Origin of the sequence: Kitasatospora sp. NPDC058190 (genome assembly GCF_042883685.1) — a bacterium.
Classification (GTDB): Bacteria; Actinomycetota; Actinomycetes; order Streptomycetales; family Streptomycetaceae; genus Kitasatospora.
The window spans coordinates 19,377-38,855 of record NZ_JBHVVI010000035.1 but is presented as its reverse complement, the minus strand read 5'-3'; the positions used below and the strand labels follow the sequence as shown (position 1 = coordinate 38,855).

At 69.9% G+C, this 19,479-nt stretch carries 15 protein-coding genes; 6 read left to right on the top strand and 9 right to left on the bottom strand.

Annotated features, from left to right (window positions below):
• Positions 1 to 4: 4 nt before the first annotated feature.
• Positions 5 to 1,603 carry an acyl-CoA carboxylase subunit beta gene (locus ACFVWU_RS18120; protein WP_387621611.1) on the bottom strand — a complete coding sequence of 533 codons (1,599 nt, stop codon included), beginning with the start codon at positions 1,601 to 1,603 and terminating at the stop codon, positions 5 to 7.
• On the bottom strand, positions 1,600 to 3,306 hold the full coding sequence (locus tag ACFVWU_RS18115; protein WP_387621609.1) for an acyclic terpene utilization AtuA family protein: 1,707 nt from the start codon (positions 3,304 to 3,306) through the stop codon (positions 1,600 to 1,602). The genes ACFVWU_RS18120 and ACFVWU_RS18115 overlap by 4 nt, the downstream gene beginning before the upstream one ends.
• A gap of 373 nt (positions 3,307 to 3,679) precedes the next feature.
• Here ACFVWU_RS18115 and ACFVWU_RS18110 point away from each other — a divergent pair, with 373 nt between their 5' ends.
• From ACFVWU_RS18110 to ACFVWU_RS18090, 5 genes are all read left to right on the top strand, one after another.
• Positions 3,680 to 4,735 carry an alpha/beta fold hydrolase gene (locus ACFVWU_RS18110; RefSeq protein ID WP_387621606.1) on the top strand — a complete coding sequence of 352 codons (1,056 nt, stop codon included), beginning with the start codon at positions 3,680 to 3,682 and terminating at the stop codon, positions 4,733 to 4,735.
• Positions 4,736 to 5,232: 497 nt separating this feature from the next.
• Entirely contained in the window at positions 5,233 to 6,906 is a 1,674-nt protein-coding gene (locus ACFVWU_RS18105; protein WP_387621603.1) for an NAD-dependent malic enzyme, read from the top strand.
• Entirely contained in the window at positions 6,903 to 8,384 is a 1,482-nt protein-coding gene (gene fumC, locus ACFVWU_RS18100) for a class II fumarate hydratase (protein WP_387621601.1), read from the top strand. The genes ACFVWU_RS18105 and fumC overlap by 4 nt, the downstream gene beginning before the upstream one ends.
• Positions 8,385 to 8,485: 101 nt before the next feature.
• Positions 8,486 to 8,899 (top strand): VOC family protein, encoded by a 414-nt coding sequence (locus ACFVWU_RS18095; RefSeq protein ID WP_387621598.1) that lies wholly within the window; start codon positions 8,486 to 8,488, stop codon positions 8,897 to 8,899.
• 90 nt (positions 8,900 to 8,989) lie between these two features.
• Positions 8,990 to 11,368 (top strand): ATP-binding cassette domain-containing protein, encoded by a 2,379-nt coding sequence (locus tag ACFVWU_RS18090; RefSeq protein ID WP_387621595.1) that lies wholly within the window; start codon positions 8,990 to 8,992, stop codon positions 11,366 to 11,368.
• Between the two features lie 28 nt (positions 11,369 to 11,396).
• Here ACFVWU_RS18090 and ACFVWU_RS18085 read toward each other — a convergent pair whose 3' ends face one another.
• From ACFVWU_RS18085 to ACFVWU_RS18075, 3 genes are all read right to left on the bottom strand, one after another.
• Positions 11,397 to 11,906 carry a GNAT family N-acetyltransferase gene (locus ACFVWU_RS18085; protein ID WP_387621592.1) on the bottom strand — a complete coding sequence of 170 codons (510 nt, stop codon included), beginning with the start codon at positions 11,904 to 11,906 and terminating at the stop codon, positions 11,397 to 11,399.
• A gap of 73 nt (positions 11,907 to 11,979) precedes the next feature.
• Positions 11,980 to 13,860 carry an endonuclease/exonuclease/phosphatase family protein gene (locus ACFVWU_RS18080; RefSeq protein ID WP_387621590.1) on the bottom strand — a complete coding sequence of 627 codons (1,881 nt, stop codon included), beginning with the start codon at positions 13,858 to 13,860 and terminating at the stop codon, positions 11,980 to 11,982.
• A gap of 234 nt (positions 13,861 to 14,094) precedes the next feature.
• The gene (locus ACFVWU_RS18075) at positions 14,095 to 14,244 is read right to left on the bottom strand and encodes a hypothetical protein (protein ID WP_387621587.1); all 150 of its coding nucleotides are present in this window, start codon (positions 14,242 to 14,244) and stop codon (positions 14,095 to 14,097) included.
• 233 nt (positions 14,245 to 14,477) lie between these two features.
• Here ACFVWU_RS18075 and ACFVWU_RS18070 point away from each other — a divergent pair, with 233 nt between their 5' ends.
• A complete protein-coding gene (locus ACFVWU_RS18070; RefSeq protein WP_387621584.1) occupies positions 14,478 to 15,344 on the top strand; it encodes an alkaline phosphatase family protein in 867 nt (288 codons plus the stop codon).
• 89 nt (positions 15,345 to 15,433) lie between these two features.
• On the opposite strand, the gene ACFVWU_RS18065 is transcribed toward ACFVWU_RS18070, so the two are convergent.
• Genes ACFVWU_RS18065 through ACFVWU_RS18050 form a run of 4 tightly spaced genes read right to left on the bottom strand, consistent with a single transcriptional unit; the run spans position 15,434 to position 19,454 of the window.
• A complete protein-coding gene (locus ACFVWU_RS18065) occupies positions 15,434 to 15,799 on the bottom strand; it encodes a putative quinol monooxygenase (RefSeq protein WP_387621581.1) in 366 nt (121 codons plus the stop codon).
• Positions 15,796 to 16,968 (bottom strand): ferritin-like protein, encoded by a 1,173-nt coding sequence (locus ACFVWU_RS18060; RefSeq protein WP_387621577.1) that lies wholly within the window; start codon positions 16,966 to 16,968, stop codon positions 15,796 to 15,798. The genes ACFVWU_RS18065 and ACFVWU_RS18060 overlap by 4 nt, the downstream gene beginning before the upstream one ends.
• The gene (locus ACFVWU_RS18055) at positions 16,965 to 18,956 is read right to left on the bottom strand and encodes a GMC family oxidoreductase (RefSeq protein ID WP_387621575.1); all 1,992 of its coding nucleotides are present in this window, start codon (positions 18,954 to 18,956) and stop codon (positions 16,965 to 16,967) included. The genes ACFVWU_RS18060 and ACFVWU_RS18055 overlap by 4 nt, the downstream gene beginning before the upstream one ends.
• A gap of 15 nt (positions 18,957 to 18,971) precedes the next feature.
• A complete protein-coding gene (locus ACFVWU_RS18050; protein ID WP_387621572.1) occupies positions 18,972 to 19,454 on the bottom strand; it encodes a hypothetical protein in 483 nt (160 codons plus the stop codon).
• Positions 19,455 to 19,479: the final 25 nt, after the last annotated feature.

The window sequence follows — 19,479 nt, the reverse complement described above, 5'->3', positions numbered from 1 at the left end:
CCTCTCACATCCGGAAGACGCCGTAGCCGCGCGCGCCCTCGACCGGCGCGTTGTGGATCGCGGACAGGCACAGGCCGAGCACCGTACGGGTGTCGCGCGGGTCGATCACGCCGTCGTCGTAGAGCCGGCCGGACAGGAACACCGGCAGCGACTCGGCCTCGATCTGCTGCTCGACCATCGCCCGGATCGCCGCGTCCGCGTCCTCGTCGTACGGCTGCCCCTTGGCGGCGGCCGACTGCCGGGCGACGATCGACAGCACCCCGGCGAGCTGCTGCGGGCCCATCACCGCGGACTTGGCGCTCGGCCAGGAGAACAGGAAGCGCGGCTCGTAGGCCCGGCCGCACATGCCGTAGTGGCCCGCTCCGTAGGAGGCGCCCATCAGCACGGACAGGTGCGGGACCGTGGAGTTGGCGACGGCGTTGATCATCATCGCGCCGTGCTTGATGATGCCGCCCTGTTCGTAGTCCTTGCCGACCATGTAGCCGGTGGTGTTGTGCAGGAACAGCAGCGGCGTGTTGCGCTGATTGGCCAGCTGGATGAACTGGGCGGCCTTCTGGGACTCCGCGCTGAACAGCACGCCCTGGGCGTTGGCCAGGACGCCGACCGGGTAGCCGTGCAGGCGGGCCCAGCCGGTGGCCAGGCTGGTGCCGTAGAGCGGCTTGAACTCGTCGAAGTCGGAGCCGTCGACGATCCGGGCGATCACCTCGCGCGGGTCGAAGGGCACCTTGAGGTCGCCCGGGACGATGCCGAGCAGCTCCTCCTCGTCGTACTTCGGCGGCTCGGCGAGCGGGTCCGCGCCCGGGCCGGGCTTGCGGTGGTCGAGCCGGGCGACGATCCGACGGGCGATCCGCAGCGCGTCCGCCTCGTCCACCGCGAAGTGGTCGGCCAGCCCGGAGACGCGGGCGTGCATCTCGGCGCCGCCCAGCGACTCGTCGTCGGCCTCCTCGCCGGTGGCCATCTTCACCAGCGGCGGGCCGCCGAGGAACACCTTGGCGCGCTCCTTGACCAGCACGGTGTGGTCGGACATGCCCGGCACGTAGGCGCCGCCGGCCGTCGAGTTGCCGAACACCACGGCCACGGTGGGGATTCCGGCGGCCGAGAGCCGGGTGAGATCCCGGAAAAGGGCGCCGCCGGGGATGAAGATCTCCTTCTGGCTCGGCAGATCGGCGCCGCCGGACTCGACCAGGTTGACCAACGGGAGGCGGTTGTTCAGCGCGATCTCGTTGGCCCGCAGGGCTTTTCGCAGGGTCCACGGATTGCTGGCGCCGCCACGCACCGTCGGGTCGTTGGCGGTGATCACGCATTCCACGCCCTCGATCACGCCGATGCCGGTGACCAGGGCCGCGCCCACCGGGTAGTCGCTCCCCCAGGCGGCCAACGGGGACAGCTCCAGGAACGGGGAGTCCGGGTCGACCAGCAGCTCGATCCGCTCGCGGGCCAGCAGCTTGCCGCGCTTGCGGTGGCGCTCCACGTACTTGGGGCCACCGCCGGCCAGCGCCTTGGCGTGCTCGGCGTCGAGCTCGGCGAGCTTGGCGACCATCGCGGCGCGGTGCTCGGCGTAGTCGGGCCCGGCCGGGTCGACGCGGGTGGTCAGGACTGTCACAGCAGGGCCTCCGGAATGTCGAGGTGGCGGGAGCGCAGCCACTCCCCCAGGGCCTTGGCCTGCGGGTCGAAGCGGTGCTGGGCGGCGACGCCGTCGCCGAGCAGCCCGGTGACGGTGAAGTTGACCGCCCGAAGGTTCGGCAGCAGGTGCCGGGTGACGGTCAACCCCGCTGTTTCGGGGAGGAGTTCGCGCAGCTTGTCGACGGTCAGGGTGTGTGCGAGCCAGCGCCAGCCGTCCTCGCCGCGGGCCCAGACACCGAGGTTGGCGTCGCCGCCCTTGTCCCCGCTGCGGGCGCCGGCCACCAGGCCGAGTGGGGCGCGGCGGGTCGGGCCGGTCGGCAGCGCTTCGGGCAACTCCGCGGCGGCTTCCGGCGGTTGGGAGGTCGCCGGCGCGGGCGGGACGGCGATCCGGCGACCGTCCGACAGGACGGCGGTGTGCTCGACTGCCTTGGCATCGACGTACGCGGCGGTGAACACGCCGTACGGCGCGCCCGGGCCGGGCGGGGCGGTGAGGTGGAAGCCCGGGTATCCGGCCAGCCCCAGTTCGACGGCGGCTTTGCCGAGTTCGCGGCCGACCTTGGCCGGGTCCGGGTCGCGGGCGGTGAGCCGCAGCAGCGCGGAGGCGGTCTCCTCGGTGGCCGCGTCCGGGTGGTCGGTGCGGGCGAGGGTCCACCGCAGTTCGGCCGGGCGGGCCCCGGGCGGCAGGGCGGCGGTGAACTGCCGTTGCACCAGGTCGGCCTTGGCCTCGATGTCCAGACCCGTGAGCACGAAGACCACCTCGTTGCGGTGGCCGCCGAGGCGGTTGAGCCCGACCTTCAGGGTGGGTGGCGGGGCCTCGCCGCGCACGCCGGAGATCCGCACCCGGTCCGGGCCCTCCTCGGCGAGCCGGACGGTGTCCAGTCGGGCGGTGACGTCCGGGCCGAGGTAGTGCGATCCGCCGGTCTCGTACAGGAGTTGGGCGGTGACGGTGCCGACGGTGACGGCGCCGCCGGTGCCGGGGTGCTTGGTGATCACGCTGGAGCCGTCCGCGTGCAGTTCGGCCAGTGGGAAGCCGGGGCGGGTCACGTCGTGCTCGCGGAAGAAGGCGTAGTTACCGCCGGTGGCCTGCGCTCCGCACTCCAGGACGTGCCCGGCCACCACCGCCCCGGCCAGGGCGTCGAGGTCGGCGGCCGTCCAGCCGAAGTGGGCGATCGCGGGCCCGGCCACCAGCGCGGCATCGGTGACCCGTCCGGTGACCACCACGTCCGCGCCCTCGGCCAGGCAGGCGGCGATGCCGAAGCCACCCAGGTAGGCATTGGCGGCCAACAGGCCCTCGGGCAGGCCCAGTTCGGACCGGCGCGGCAGCAGGTCGTCACCCTCGACGTGGGCGACGGCCGCCCTGATGCCCAGGCGCTCCGCCAGCTGCCGCAGCGCGTCGGCAAGTCGGGCCGGGTTGAGACCGCCCGCGTTCACCACGATCTTCACGTCCCGCTCGCGCGCCAGGCCGAGGCACTCCTCCATCTGGCGCAGGAAGGTCCTCGCGTACCCGAGCGACGGGTCCTTCAGCCGGTCCCGGGCCAGGATCAGCATGGTCAGCTCGGCGAGGTAGTCCCCGGTGAGCACGTCCAGCGGCCCGCCCGTGAGCATCTCCCGCACCGCCGCGAAGCGGTCCCCGTAGAACCCCGAGGCATTGCCGATCCGCAGTACCGAGCGTGCGCGCGCCAATGCGCCTCCCCTGCCGGTGTGTTGGCGACACCCCGCTCGAGCGCCGCCGGGCAGCAGCGTGGCACCGGCCACGAAAAAAAGCAATCATGCCTGCTTGTTTTGCTGCCGTCTCAGCCACGGCCCGGGCGACTCGGGCTGTGCCTCCCGCCTGGGGCGCCCCCGCGATCCGTACGTCACTCACCGCTGTTGCGACGTCACTCCGACGGGTGTTGCATGGCAGAGGCGAGGCGCCGGCGCGAGGGCCCACGAAAATGACGGAAACCGGGAACGGACGTCAGCCGAATTGCGCCGGCCGGCCGATTCGCTGTGCCACGTTCACCGCGTCGCGCGATCGGCGGCCCGCCGGTGTCGCCTCAGGCGAGGAGGTTCATCGATGGAAATGCCCGAGGGAATCAGCCAGAGCCGTCGTAAATTCCTTGGCGCTGCTGCCGCGACCGCCGTGGCGGCCCAACTCGGTATGACCGGTGACGCACATGCGCAGTCCGAAACGGGAAGGCTTGCGGCGCCTTCCGCGACCGGTCCGGGGAGCAGCGGATTCCTCGGTCCGGTGAAGCAGATCAATGCGGGCGACCTGAGCGTGGGATACGTCGAAGCCGGACCCGCGAACGGACGGCCGGTCGTACTCCTGCACGGCTGGCCCTACGACATTCACAGCTATGTCGCGGTCGCGCCCCTGCTCGCGGCGAAGGGGTACAGGGTGGTCGTCCCCTATCTGCGCGGCCATGGCACGACGCGGTTCCTTGTGAGTGAAACGCCCAGAAATGCCCAACAGTCGGCGTTCGCTCTCGACCTCATCGCCCTGATGGACGCCCTCAGGATCGACCGGGCCATCCTCGCCGGATACGACTGGGGATCACGGACGGCCGACATCATCGCGGCCCTGTGGCCGGAGCGCTGCAAGGCACTGATCTCCACGACCGGGTACCTGATCGTCAACGTCGAGGCCAACAAGCTGCCGACGACACCGAAGAGTGAATGGGCGTGGTGGTATCAGTACTACTTCGCCACCGACAGGGGCGTGCTCGGCCTCCAGGAGTACCGACGCGACCTGGCCAGGCTCGTGTGGAAATTCAACTCCCCGACCTGGAACTTCGACGAGGCGACCTTCGATCGCACGGCCGCCGCGTTCAACAATCCGGATTACGTCAAAATCGTGATCGACAACTACCGCTGGCGACTCGGCCTGACCAAGGGTGAGCCCCGCTACAACGCCCTCGAGGAACGCCTCGCCGCAGCCCCCGTCATCAAGGTGCCGACGATCACCATTGACGGTGCGCACGATCCGTTCACACCCCCGGGAAACGGATCGACCTATCGCAAGAAGTTCACCGGAAAATACGCGCACAAGACCCTGGACGCAGGGCACAACGTCCCGCAGGAGGCGCCGAAGGCCTTCGCGGCGGCCGTCGTCGAAGTCGACGGCTTCTGACCGCGCCACTGGACTTCGGAGAGTCGCATGATCGGCTGCACCACGACCAGCGACATCGTCCTGGCTGAAGTCGCTGGCCGGTCGGCTGGTGGTTAGCCTGAAGACAGAGTCGCGGATGAGGCGCCGCGGCGACATCGGAGGCGTCTCGCCGCGCGGCGCTCCTGCGAGCGGTCGAGCAACCGGCGCCGCGCCGTCCTGACGAACCTTCACCCTGCTGAACCCGTGCTCCGCCGGGCCGTGAGGCGGTGGCCACGTCTGCGCGTGCCTGCCGACCGAGCCCGCGCTCCGGGCTCGACGACGGCGATGACGAAGGCGATTACGACGGCGATAACGAGGGCGGTTCCGGACCGCCGGCCACCGGCGGCGGCAATGCCGACTGTCCGGCGGCGCCCGGAACCGAACATCTGCGCACGGGGGTGTTCGTACCCCCTCAGTCATCCCGGTCCCCCGGTCATCCCGGTCGGAGACGAGACGGCATGCGCATGGAGGAGGACCTCATGACCGAGAGCCACGTGCGGGCCCCCGCTGTCCCCAGCGTCCTGGTGGATCCGCTGCGCAACCGCGGCGTCGCCTTCACACAGGAGGAGCGGGAAGCCCTCGGCCTCACCGGACGGCTGCCTTCCGGAGTGCTCGCGCTCGACCGGCAGGCTCAACGTGCCTACCGGCAGTTGCAGGTCCAGGGGAACGACCTGGCCAAGAACGTCTACCTGGAACAGCTGCACGACCGCAACGAAACCCTCTACTTCAAGCTCCTCACCGAGCACATCGAAGAGCTGCTGCCCATCGTCTACGACCCCGTCGTGGGCGAGGCGATCGAGAAGTACTCCCACGAGTACCGGCGCCCACGTGGCATCTTCCTGTCCATCGACCGGCCCGACGACATGCAGAGGGCCTTCGCCACGCTTCAACTCGGGCCCCAGGACGTCGACCTGATCGTGTGCACCGACGCGGAGGAGATCCTGGGCATCGGTGACTGGGGCGTGGGAGGCATCCTGATCTCGGTCGGCAAGCTCGCGGTGTACACGGCGGCCGCCGGCATCGACCCGCGCCGCGTCGTTCCCGTGTCGCTGGACGTCGGCACGGATCGGACATCGTTGCTGGAGGACCCGCTGTATCTGGGCAACCGGCACCCCCGGGTCCGCGGCGCCGACTACGACGCGTTCATCGAGAAGTACCTGGAGACGGCATCGTCCACGTTCCCCGATGCGCTCCTGCACTTCGAGGACTTCGGTCCCAGCAACGCACGGCGGATCCTGGAGCAGTACGGCGACCGCTATCGGATCTTCAACGACGACATGCAGGGCACCGGAGCCATCACGCTGGCCGCGGCACTGTCCGCGGTCAAGGTCACCGGTGTGCGGATGCGGGACCAGAAGCTGGTCGTCTTCGGCGCCGGGACCGCCGGGGTGGGCATCGCGGATCAGCTGCGCGACGCGATGGTCCGCGACGGCGCGGATCCGGAGCGGGCCACCGCCCAGGTGTGGCTGATCGACAAGCAAGGGCTGCTCACCCGGGACATGTCCGACCTGCGCGACTTCCAGCAGACCTACGCGCGCGATCCGGCCGAGGTCGCGGACTGGGAGCGGCACGACGGCTCGATCCCGCTCCTGGAAACGGTTCGGCGGGTCAACCCGACGATCCTGCTGGGCACTTCCACCGTGCACGGCGCCTTCACACGCGAGGTCGTCGAGGCCATGTCCGAGGGTACCGAGCGGCCGGTCATCTTCCCGATCTCCAACCCCACCTCCCGCATCGAGGCCATGCCCGCCGACGTCATCGCCTGGTCCGGGGGCAAGGCGCTCGTCGCGACCGGCATCCCCGTCCCGCCCGTGGAACACGACGGTGTGACCTACCGGATCGGGCAGGCCAACAACGCGCTGCTCTACCCGGGACTCGGCCTGGGCACGATCGTCTCCGGCGCGTCCCAGGTGACCGCGGGCATGCTGCTCGCGGCCGCGCAGGCTGTCGCCGACCAGGTCGACCTGTCGGGGCCGGGCGCCTCCCTGCTGCCTCCCGTGAAGAACCTCCGGGAGTCCTCGGCGATCACCGCGACCGCGGTGGTCCAGGCGGCACTCGACGACGGCGTGGCCACCTGTAAGCCGACCGACGCCGCAAAGGCCGTCCGGGAGGCCATGTGGCAGCCGGTCTACGCCGACGGAGCGACGTCATGACCGCGGAGCACCACGGCGTGGACCGGACCGGGTCGGCCGGTCAGGACGAAGCCCCGAGGATCCTTGACCTCCCCGTCGGACTGCCGGCGACCGGGACCCGGCGGGAGACGGACTCCATGGGCGCCGTCGACGTCCCCGCGGACCGCTACTGGGGCGCCCAGACGCAACGGTCCCTGATCCACTTCTCCATCGGGGACGACCGGATGCCCAAAGCGGTCTATCACGCCTACGGCTACGTCAAGAAAGCAGCCGCCCGCGTCAACGGGCGCGCCGGGCGGCTGCCCGCCTGGAAGGCCGACCTGATCCAGCGGGTGGCCGACGAGGTCATCGCGGGCGAACTGGACGATCACTTCCCGCTGTTCGTGTGGCAGACCGGATCCGGTACGCAGTCCAACATGAACACCAACGAGGTGATCAGCAACCGTGCCATCCAACTCCTCGGCGGAGAGCTGGGCAGCAAGTCCCCGATCCACCCCAACGACCACGTCAACCTGGGGCAGTCCTCCAACGACACCTTCCCCACCGCCATGCACATCGCTGCGGTCAAGGAGATCCACGAGCACCTGCTGCCCAGCGTGCGGGCGCTGCGACAAGCCATCGAGACCAAGGCACAGCAGTGGCACGACGTGGTGAAGATCGGCCGCACCCACCTGGAGGACGCCGTTCCCCTCACCGTGGGGCAGGAATGGTCCGGCTACGCCCGCCAGCTGCAACAAGCCATCAACCAGGTCACCAGGTCCGCCGAGGGCCTGAACGAACTCGCCATGGGCGGCACCGCGGTCGGGACCGGGCTGAACGCCCCACCCGGATTCGGCGAGCAGGTCGCCGCCGAGATCGCCACCGCGACCGGCTACCCGTTCATCACCGCGCAGAACAAGTTCGCCGCCCAGGGCGGCCTGGACGCCATGGTCGGCGCCTCCGCCGGGCTGCGGGCCCTGGCCGTGCCGCTGATGAAGATCGCCAACGACATCCGCTGGCTGTCCTCCGGACCCCGCTGCGGCCTCGACGAACTCATCCTCCCGGCGAACGAGCCGGGCTCCTCGATCATGCCCGGCAAGGTCAACCCGACCCAGTGCGAGGCGATGGTCATGGTCTGCATCCAGGTGCTGTCCGAGGACACGGCCATCGCCTTCGCCGGCTCCCAGGGCAACTTCGAACTGAACGCCATGCGCCCGGTCATCATCGACAACTTCCTGCACGCCGCGACCATCCTCGCCGACGCCTGCACCAAGATGCGCGAGTTCTGCATCGAGGGCACCCAGCTCAACCGGGAGCAGATCGACAGCTACGTCGACCGGTCACTCATGCTGGTCACCGCCCTCTCGCCCGTGATCGGCTACGACAGGGCCTCGGCGATCGCCCACAAGGCCAACGACGAGGACAGCACCCTGCGCGAGGCGGCACTGGCCTCCGGCTACATCAGCGCGGAGGAGTTCGACCGCATCGTCCGACCCGCCGCCATGGTCGGTCAGGCGTAGGACAGCCCCGGTGGCCGGGGCGGACCGGTCACGACCCGGCCGGACGGACCGATCAGGATTCGAGAAGCGCCCGGGCCGGGGACGCCCCTAGCGTTGCAGGCATGGACGACATCACCATTCACTGGACCTTCCTCCCCCACACCGACCCCGAGGCCTCGCTCGCCTTCTACCGCGATCTGCTGGGCTTCGAGGTGCGCAACGACGTCGGCGGCGGCCCGATGCGGTGGATCACCGTCGGGCCGGCCGGGCAGCCGAGCGTCTCGCTGGTGCTGGAGCCGCCGACCGCCGATCCGGGCATCACCGAGGACGAGCGGCGTACCATCACCGAGATGATGGCCAAGGGGACCTACGCCCGGCTGGTGCTCGCCACCGCCGACCTGGATGGGGTGTTCGACCGGCTGAAGTCCGGCGGCGCCGAACTCGTGCAGGAGCCGACCCTCCAGCCCTACGGCATCCGCGACTGCGCCTTCCGCGACCCGGCGGGCAACATGATCCGCTTCAACGAGGTGCGCTGAGCCTCCGCCCGCCCCGGGGGTGACCCCTCGGGGCGGGCCCCGATCGACCCACCGCACAACCCGACCGACAGCCAGGGAGCGAAGACAACGATGGCCGAGCCGCACGTCGCCGACAGCCACGACCTGATCCGCGTGCACGGAGCGCGCGAGAACAACCTCAAGGACGTCACCGTCGACATCCCCAAGCGCCGCCTGACCGTGTTCACCGGCGTCTCCGGCTCGGGCAAGAGCTCACTGGTCTTCGACACCATCGCAGCCGAGTCGCAGCGGCTGATCAACGAGACCTACAGCGCCTTCGTCCAGGGCTTCATGCCCACCCTGGCCCGCCCCGAGGTGGACGTCCTGGAAGGGCTGACCACCGCGATCATCGTCGACCAGCAGCGGATGGGCGCCGACCCGCGCTCCACCGTCGGCACCGCGACCGACGCCAACGCGATGCTGCGCATCCTGTTCAGCCGGCTCGGCAAGCCGCACATCGGCTCCCCCAAGGCGTACTCCTTCAACGTCCCCTCGATCAGCGGCGCCGGCGCCGTCACCGTCGAGCGCGGCGGCAAGACCGTCAAGGAGCGGCGCAGCTTCAGCATCACCGGCGGCATGTGCCCGCGCTGCGAGGGCCGCGGCAGCGTCTCCGACATCGACCTCACCCAGCTCTACGACGATTCCAGGTCGCTCGCCGAGGGAGCGATCACCATCCCCGGCTGGAAGCCGGACAGCTGGTGGACGGTCGGCGTGTACGCCAACTCGGGCTTCCTCGACCCGGACAAGCCGATCCGCAAGTACACCAAGAAGGAGCTACAGGACTTCCTGTACGGGGAGCCCACCAAGGTCAAGATCAACGGCGTCAACCTCACCTACGAGGGCCTGATCCCCAAGCTCCAGAAGTCCATGCTGTCCAAGGACAAGGACGCCCTGCAGCCGCACATCCGGGCTTTCGTCGAGCGCGCCGTGACCTTCACCGCCTGCCCGGAGTGCGAGGGCACCCGGCTGAGCGCGGCCGCCCGCTCCTCCAAGATCGGGGCGGTCAGCATCGCCGACGCCTGCGCGATGCAGATCAGCGACCTCGCCGACTGGGTCCGCGACCTGGCCGAGCCCTCGGTGGCGCCGCTGCTCACCGCGCTCCAGCAGACCCTGGACTCCTTCGTGGAGATCGGCCTCGGCTACCTCTCGCTCGACCGCCCCTCCGGCACGCTCTCCGGCGGCGAGGCACAGCGGGTCAAGATGATCCGCCACCTGGGCTCCTCGCTCACCGACACCACGTACGTCTTCGACGAGCCCACCACCGGCCTGCACCCGCACGACATCAGCCGGATGAACGGCCTGCTGCTGCGCCTTCGCGACAAGGGCAACACGGTGCTGGTGGTGGAGCACAAGCCGCAGACCATCGCGATCGCCGACCACGTGGTGGACCTCGGCCCGGGCGCCGGGGCGGCGGGCGGCGCGGTCTGCTTCGAGGGCGACGTGGACGGGCTGCGCACCAGCGGCACCGTCACCGGCCGCCACCTGGCCGACCGGACGGCGCTGCGGCAGACCGTCCGCGAGCCCGGCGGCACGCTGGCGATCCGCGGCGCGAACACCCACAACCTGCGGGACGTGGACGTGGACGTCCCGCTCGGGGTGCTGACCGTGGTCACCGGCGTCGCCGGCTCCGGCAAGAGCTCGCTGATCCACGGCTCGCTGGGTCAACAGTCAGGGGCTTCCGACGAGGGCGTGGTGTACGTCGACCAGGGTGCGATCAAGGGCTCGCGGCGCAGCAACCCGGCAACGTACACGGGCCTGCTGGATCCGATCCGCAAGGCCTTCGCCAAGGCGAACGACGTGAAGCCGGCCCTGTTCAGCGCCAACTCGGAGGGCGCCTGCCCGACCTGCAACGGCGCGGGCGTGGTCTACACCGACCTGGCGATGATGGCCGGGGTGGCCACCACCTGCGAGGACTGCGAGGGCAGGCGCTACCAGTCCTCGGTGTTGGAGTACCACCTCGGCGGCCGGGACATCAGCGAGGTGCTCGCGATGTCGGTGACCGAGGCGGAGGAGTTCTTCGGCGCGGGCGAGGCCAGGCTGCCGGCCGCGCACCGGATCCTGGAGCGGCTCGCCGACGTCGGCCTCGGCTACCTGAGCCTGGGCCAGCCGCTGACCACGCTGTCCGGCGGCGAGCGGCAGCGGCTGAAGCTGGCCACCCACATGGGCGACAAGGGCGGGGTCTACGTCCTGGACGAGCCGACCACGGGCCTGCACCTGGCGGACGTCGAGCAGCTGCTCGGGCTGCTGGACCGGCTGGTGGACTCCGGAAAGTCGGTGATCGTGATCGAGCACCACCTGGCGGTCATGGCGCACGCGGACTGGATCATCGACCTCGGCCCGGGCGCCGGGCACGACGGCGGCCGGGTGGTCTTCGAGGGCACCCCGGCCGAGCTGGTCGCGGCCCGGTCCACGCTGACCGGCGAGCACCTGGCGGAGTACGTCGCCGGCTGAGGCGCCCAGGGCCCTCCCGTACGGGATGTCAGTCCAGCGGGAGGGCCATCTCCAGGATCCGGGCCTCCGGGTCCAGCACGTACGGCGTCTCGCCGCCGGTGTACGTGAAGCCGCGCCGCAGATAGAAGGCGGCCGCGCGGTGGTTCTCCTCGTGCACCCCGAGCAGCATCCGCTCGGCGCCGCCGGTGCGGGCCCAGTCGATGACGGCGTCCAACAGGGCGTCGGCGACGCCGCGTTCGCGGCCGCGGTGGGCCGGGTCGACCCAGACGCCGATCAGATCGACCGCCCCGGCCCGCTCCTTGCTGGGGATCGACAGCATGGTGGCGACCCACTCGTCCGAATCGTCCACCGCGACCAGGCCGATCTTGCCGGGCTCGTTCAGCCAGTTCGTCCGGGCCCGCCAGTTGCCCTCGCCCTGATGCTCCGCGTACTCGTAGGGCTCGCCGAACGCCATGGGCGTGTCGAGGAGTTGGGCCAGCCGCACCGTCCGCAGGCGTTGCCAGTCCTCCCGGCCGATCCGCTCGATCCGGTACTCCACGTTCGTCGACCCCCGTCAGAAGCTCCGCCGCCGGCGGTCACCGGCGGCGGAGGCAGGATAGCCGCAGCTCGGGTCAGGGCTTGATCCGGACCACCTGCGGGTCGTGGTCGCTGGCCTGCTGGGCGAACTCGGCATTGATGTGCACCACGTCGTACTTGGCGTAGCCGACCTCGGGGCTGACCAGGATGTGGTCCAGCACCTGGGAGTTGCCCTGGTAGACGTACGAGTACTGCTCGGTCTCCGGCAGCTCGTTCACCAGGTCGCGCAGCACGCCGTCCTTGGTGAGCGCGGCCAGCGCGGGCGAGAACTGGTAGTCGTTGTAGTCGCCGACCGAGACGATCCGCGCCTCCTTGTCGGCGGCCAGCAGCTTGGCGACGAAGGCCTGCTCGACGGTGGCCTGCTTGATCCGCTGCACCTCGGAGCTGCGGGTCGGGGCCTGGAAGCGGCTGTCGATGCCCTGGTCGCCACCCTTGCTGTTGAAGTGGTTGGCGATCACGAAGACCTTCTGGCCACGGAAGGAGAACTGCCCGACCAGCGGCTTGCGACTGTTGGTCCACGCCTCGTCGGTGGGCTCGATCCGGCCGGGCGAGGCGGTCAGCGCCGTGGCGGCACCGGTGCCGGTCACGCCGACGGCGGTGGTGGCGTTGCCGCCGGGGATGTCGGTGAAGGAGACCCGCTGGGGGTTGAACAGGAAGACCTGGCGGATGTTCCCGCCGGGTTCGCCGCCGTCCTTGCCGTCCTGCGGGTCGACCGAGCGCCACTCGTAGGCCGGGCCGCCGGCCGCCTTGATCGCGGCGAGGAACTTGGCGACGGTCTGGCTCGCGTCCACCGTGCCGTCGTTCTTGGCGCCGTTGTCGTCCTGGATCTCCTCCAGGGCGACGATGTCGGGCGAGCGCAGGTTGGTGACGACGCCCTGGGCCAGCTCGGCGAACTTGGCGTCCGGGTTGGTGGCGGCCAGGTTCTCCACGTTGTAGGTGGCGATGGTGAGTTCACGCTCGCCGGCCTTGGCGGTCACCTCGCGCTGGAGGTGGTTGTCCTTGAGGGTGCCCATGGTGCCGGCGACGAGGGTGTAGCCGCCGAAGGCGTTGTAGTCCAGCGGGCCGGTGGTGGTGCCGGTCAGCTCGTCGCCGACGTTGGCCACCGGGAAGGGCTGCTGGGAGACCGGCGCCTGCTGCTGCACCATCAGGCGGCCGACGTTGGGCTCGCGGTAGGACTCGTACAGCACGCCGCCGCGCTTGCTGCGCTGGTCCTGCCGGTCGGCGGCGACCCACAGCTCGTTGTACTTGTCGGTCGCCTGTATCACCCGGACGTCCTTGACCTGGACGAGCATGCCCTCCAACGACTCGTAGAAGTCCAGGGCGTACTTCTCCGGGTTGAGCGGCACCGAGTCGACGGTGCCGTCGGGGCCGGCCGACGGGGCGTAGGTGCCGGGGATGTCGCGGGTGTCCACCACCACGGGGGCGGGCAGCGGGTTGCCGGAGGAGACGACGGTGACGGCCGGGCCGGACAGCTCGGTGACGGACTGCGAGCCGCCGGAGTAGTTCGGGTAGTACTCGGTGACTTTGCCGCTCACCAGTACCGAGTCGCCGACCTTGACGGTCGGGGCGGCGCCGGTGAAGACGAAGATGCCCTCGCTGGTGGCCGGGTCGGCGTCCGGGTTCGGGTCCTGCATCCAGAAGCCCTTGGAACTGCCGTACGCCCGGAGGCCGGTGACGATGCCGGGCACGCCGGTGACGGGCTTGCCGACCTGCGGGGAGATCCGGGTGGCGCCCTGGATGTCGTGGATCCGCAGCGACCCGGCCTCGGTCGGGGCGGGCGGGGCGGGCGTCGCCGCGCCGGCCGCGTTGGCCACCGGCAGCGGGACGAGCACCAGCGAGGCGGCCAGCGCGGCCGGGAGGATCGCGGCGCGCAGCAGGGCGGCTCTGCGGGGGCGGGGTGCGGGGGCGGTGGTCACCGGGCATGACTCCTAGCTCGTGCAGCGGGCGCTACCGGCTCGCGTAGCGGGCACTACTCGCGTAGAGAGAGGGGGGAGAGAAAGCGGGGGACGAACACCCGCCCCCCGCGACGCCCTCAAGATACGCGCGTAGAAAAAGCCCCGACAAGACCCCGTCAATGAACTGTCGGTTCCGGCCAGGTGACTTGATGACACGTCAATTCAGCCCACTCCCAGCGAGCTTCCAGCTTTCCCTCAGCTTTCCCTGGCTTTTGCTCGGCTTTGCCCGATCCGTTCCACGATCAGCTCGCACAACTCGTGGGTGCGCAGCGCGTCGTGGGCGTCGATCGTCTTCCCGGTGCGGACGGCGCCCAGGAAGCCGGTCACGCACTGCTGACAGCTCACCGTGCCGTTCGTCGAGGTCTGTGCTGTGCTGGAAGGCGGCAACCGCACTGCCCTTGTGGAACGGTCCGCGCCGGCAGCGGGCGTGCCGCCGTCCGGAGCGTCGCGACGTCCCGCCCAAGTGGACGCGCCTGACCGCCGACGGAGAATCCAGGCTCGCACAGCCGGGCCCGTCGCCGCCCCTCGCCGTACGGCATCAAGCGCGGCACCCCAGCCCTCCACCCGGAAGGTCGGCCATGCATTCCAGGAGACTCTTGCGACACCCCCTGGCAGCCCTCGGCCTCGCCGCCGGCTCGATCGGCCTGTGGGCCGCCGGCGGCAGTGCCGCACAGGCCGCCGCGCTACCGACTCCTGACCACGTCGTGGTCGTGGTGATGGAGAACCACGCCGACAACCAGATCGTCGGCAGCCCCGACGCCCCCTACCTCAACACACTCATGGCCGGCGGGGCCCACCTCACCGAGTCCCACGGCATCACGCACCCGAGCCAGCCGAACTACTACGCCCTGTTCTCCGGCTCCACCCAGGGTGTCACCGACGACAACTGCGTCACCCCCGGTTTCAGCTCCGCCACCAACCTCGGCTCCGAGCTCATGGCGGCCGGCAAGACCTGGGGCAGCTACAACGAGAGCCTGCCGGAGCAGGGTTCGTCGGTGTGCAAGAGCGGCGACTACGCGCAGAAGCACGCCCCGTGGTTCGGCTTCAGCAACGTGCCGCTCGGCACTGCCCACACCCTCGCCCAGTTCCCGACCGACTACACCACCCTGCCCGAGGTGTCCTTCGTCATCCCGAACCTCTGCGACGACATGCACAACTGCCCGGTGACGACCGGTGACAGCTGGGTCAAGAACAACCTCGGCGCCTACGCGGCCTGGGCGCGGACCCACAACAGCCTTCTGGTCGTCACCTTCGACGAGGACGACCTGAAGGCCGCCAACCACATCCCGACCATCCTCTACGGCCAGCACGTGGCCCCCGGCAGCTCCACCGCGACCCGGTGCACCCACTACAACGTGCTGCGCACTCTGGAGGATCTCACCGGGCTGAGCACGCACGCCGCGAACGCCGCCACCGCCTCCGACATCACCGGCATCTGGAACTGACAGCCGGCTCCGCCACGACCCCCAAGTCCCAAGCGCGGCCTGTCACCACACCACCGAGTCCCGGCGTCACACGGCAAGTTGTACAGGTTTCACGGCTTCCCCTCCCCGATGGCCGCTCCGCGGACGAAGCCGGCGAAGCGGTTGGCGAACTCGGCGCTGACGTAGAGTCTGTTGTCGTTCTGGACGAACAGATCGAGGTGCTGCTCCAGCCAGTCCGTGAAGATCTTGCCGTTCCGGTGGTCGTCGAAGGCCTCGCGGCTCGTCCACGCGCCCATGAAGATCACCTCGTTCGGGGTGGGCGGCGGCAGGGAGCCCTCCACCTCGGCGGTGTGCAGGCAGTACATCAGGGTGTCGGGCTCGCCGTCCTCCACCTGCCGCACCAGGTCCGTCAGCGCGGCCACCGCCTCCTGCTCCCGGCCGGGGACGCACCACCACTTCGTGACGATGGAGATCACCGGTACTGCCCTCCTCGGCCCTCGACGTGCTGGACGAGCTTGTCCCGGTCTCCGCCGGGCGGCACGTAGGAGAAGCGGGGGCAGAGCGTGTGCCCGGGTTTCGCCGGGTTCGGGGTGCGCATCAGGGCGATCGCCGTGTTCTTCAACGCGTACATGGCGTGGACGGCCCGCCGCAGCGAGGGCCGCTCCCGATCGGCGTTCCGCTCCAGCGGGTCGACGTCCTTGGTCGGCTCACCGGCGAAGGCGCGGTAGAGGGAGTCGACCAGCTGCGAGTACGCCAGGTCGAAGGTGTCCAGGGCGGAGCCTTCGGGGCTGCCGTCGGACTCGCCGTTGCGCGGGGTGTACAGCGCCGGCTGGACGGCGCTGTAGTCGACCAGCAGCATGGATCCCTCGGGGTTCTGGTCGGCCGACTGGTCGGTGCGGAACCTGCGGCCGGTCTGGAGTTCGCGGAATCGGGCGTAGTGGGAGTACATCTGCCAGCCGGAGCCGAGCCGGTCCGCGTCGGTGACCGTCTTCGCGGGCAGGCGCAGGTACTCCTCGGGCAGGCCCTCACCCTGGTCGATGATCTTCAGGACGGCCGCGCGCGCGGTGGCGCGGTCCTTCACCTCGATGACGTGGCCGGCTCCGCCGTAGTAGTCGCTGTCCGGGATCTGGCGGACGGGCGCGAAGATGTCGTCCGGGCAGATCGCCGGGTCGCTCAGGGCCGCGTCGACCGCGTCGTAGAACTCGCCGATGGTACGGAAGCCACCCGGCTCGACGGGGATGTCGCTCAGGGTGGCGGCGCCGTGCAGGGGGTGCTCGATCCGGACGAAGCTGTCCACGGCCTGGGGCGTGAGCGGGAGCAGTTCGAGTGTGCCGATGCCGGAGATCAACGGGCTGTCCAGCGGGTAGGCGGGGATCGGGCTGAGGTTCCTGTGGTCCTGGAAGTCGACCGGCTCGGGGCTGGGGACCTCCCCGAGGGCGTTGAGGACGTTGGCCGCGAGCGTCATGTGGAGCATCTCCTCCATGACCACGCTGCGGATCGTCTGCGCCGCGTCGGTGTTGCGGCCCTCCTCGATGGAGTAGAGGCCGGTGAGGTAGACCGGGATGGTGCTGAGCTCCACTCCGATGGCCAGTTGCAGGGCGGCCTTGAGGTCCTTGAGGTCGGTGATCCTGGTGGGCTCGGTCATGCGTCCTTCCCCTTCAGCTGCTCGGCGATCCGGTCGCCGGTTCGGATGGCCAGCGCGGTCATGGTGAGCGTGGGGTTGGAGGTGCCCAGGGTCGGCATGCTGCCGCAGCCGACGATGTAGAGGTTGGGCAGGTCGTGGCTGCGCTGGTGGCTGTCGACCACCGAGGTGGCCGGGTCGGCGCCCATCCGGTGGGTGCCCACGACGTGTCCCGCACCGCGCACCCAGTAGGTCACGCCCTCGTAGGTCACGGCCGACGGGTCGTTCGGGTCGTAGTGGGTGTAGTCGCCGGGCCGGTAGTCGGGGCGCCGGACCTTGTCGCCGATGCCGAGTTGCGTGAACAGCTGCCGGCTCGCCTCCGCGGCCCAGGGCAGTGAGGCGCGCATGTACGGCGAGAGGTCGTAGTGGATGACGGGGCGGTGGTTTCCCAACCGGTCCTTGTAGCGGTCGTCGATGGTGACCCGGTTGGTCGGTTCGGGGTCCTGCTCCAGCTCCCAGGCGATCCGGAACTGGCGGGGCAGGATCTCGCCGAGCCGTTCCCGCAGTTCCCTGCCGTAGAGGCCCACCTTTCCGCTCTCCCCGCCGCCGACCAGGTCGTGGACGGTGTCGTAGGGGGCGTTCTCCGGGAAGTTCCAGCCCCAGTTGCCGATCTCGACGCGGAAGGCGGTGCGCTCCGAGCGGAAGGAGCCGTCACGGAAGGCGGGGATGCCGGAGGTGGAGCCGGGGCCGCGGTAGGCGCCGACGCTGTCCTCCAGCAGGCCCCAGGTGAGCAGCAGCGGATGGTCCATCAGGTTGCGGCCGACCTGGTCGCTGTTGTTGGCGGCGTCGGAGGCGAGCAGCAGGGTGGCGTTCTCGATGGCGTTGGCGGCCAGGACGTAGGTGTCGGCGGTGACGGTGTGCTCCACCGGCGCGCTGCCGTCGTCGAAGTACGTCTGGTAGGTGAGCCCGGTGACCGTCCCGGTCCTGCCCTTCTGCTGGGTGTGCTGGACGCGGGAGACCACGCACTGGCTGCGGATGGCGACCCTGGCCTTGAGCGGGCCGCCCTCCTCCGGGTCCCGGTCCGGGTACTTGATGATCAGTTGGTAGAGCGTCTTGAGCGCGTTGTACTTGGCCTGGACGGGGCAGATCGGGATGCAGCTGGAGTTGCCCTCGCAGCGCTGCCCGTGGTCGAAGTTCCCGACCGCTCCGACGACCTGGTAGCCCTGGTTGGGCTGGGAGTTGCGGCCGACGGGGGTGTTGCTGATCTCGATGGGGAAGGAGTGCGGCCTGCCGTGCTCGTCGGTCAGCTCGACCACCAGGCCGGCGGTCTTCTTGGCCAGGTACTGGTCGAGGTAGCTGCTGGGGATCCGCTCCATCGGGAAGTGGTAGACCCCGTCGGGGAACTTCTCGGTGTCGGCGCTCTTGAAGTACTTCTTCGGGTCGCCGCCGATTCCGGGGTAGACCTGGTCCTCGACGTCGGCCGAGACGCCGATGATGTCCCACTCGGCCCGTTCGTAGTAGGGCTTCAGGTCCTCGTAGCTCAACGGCCAGTTGACGCCGCGCTGGTACGTGTCCCGCATCCTGAAGTCGTTGGGGAGCATCCGCAGGCAGGTGCCGAGCCAGTGCAGCGTGGTGCCGCCGAGGGAGCGGGCGTAGTCGCTCCCGAACGGCAGCGGGCCCATCTGGACGAAGTACCCGTTGTCGCTGGGCACTCTGGTCTCGCCGTCCGGGCCCATGATCGGCCGACCGATGTCGAGCACGTCCGGCTGCGGCGCGGAACCACTCGCGGGGTAGGGAGAGTTGGGAACCTTGGCGACCACCTCCTGGTACGCCTCCACATAGGTGTCGTACTTGTCGGCACTCATGGCCGTGGCCCGGCCGGCCTCCAGGATGAGGATGCGCGGGTGCTTGGGCGGGTTCTGGGCGGCGGCCTTCTCGATGACCGTCTTGGCGAGAGTGGCCGCGGAGATGCCGCCGCCGACGATGACGATGTCGTAGTCGTTGGTACTCATGGCGCTTCCTCGGGCTCAGCAGACGGGCAGGGTCGGCGGTTCCGCCCAGGAGCCGAAGCCGGGCGGTTTGCCACCCATGGGGTGGGCTCCGGCAGCGACCCAGGCCAGGCCCTCGCGGTAGGCCTGGGGCGACACGACGTGCTCGACGTCGTCGGCGGTCGATCCGTTGACGTCGCGGTAGCCACCGGAGAGCGGGTACCAACTGCCGAGGTACCAGAGTTTGATCAGGCTGACGATGACGGGCGAGTAGCGCGGGTTCTCGACGACCTGCGTCCGCAGGGCCTCGCCGTCGCGGTTCCTCCGGTCTGCGGCGAGGGCCTCGGCGGCGGCCTGGAACAGGTGTCCGGCCTCGCGTTCGCCGATGATCCGCAGCAGGGTGGTGTAGTAGGTCTCGATCAGGCCGGTGCCGGCCAGCTCCGCCCGGTCGAAGCCGGTCAGCGCCACGGAGAGTTCGGTGAAGATCTGTTGGGGATCGGGGGTCGGGTTCCCTTTGGTCACGAGTTGCTCCTGGTCACGGGTTTCT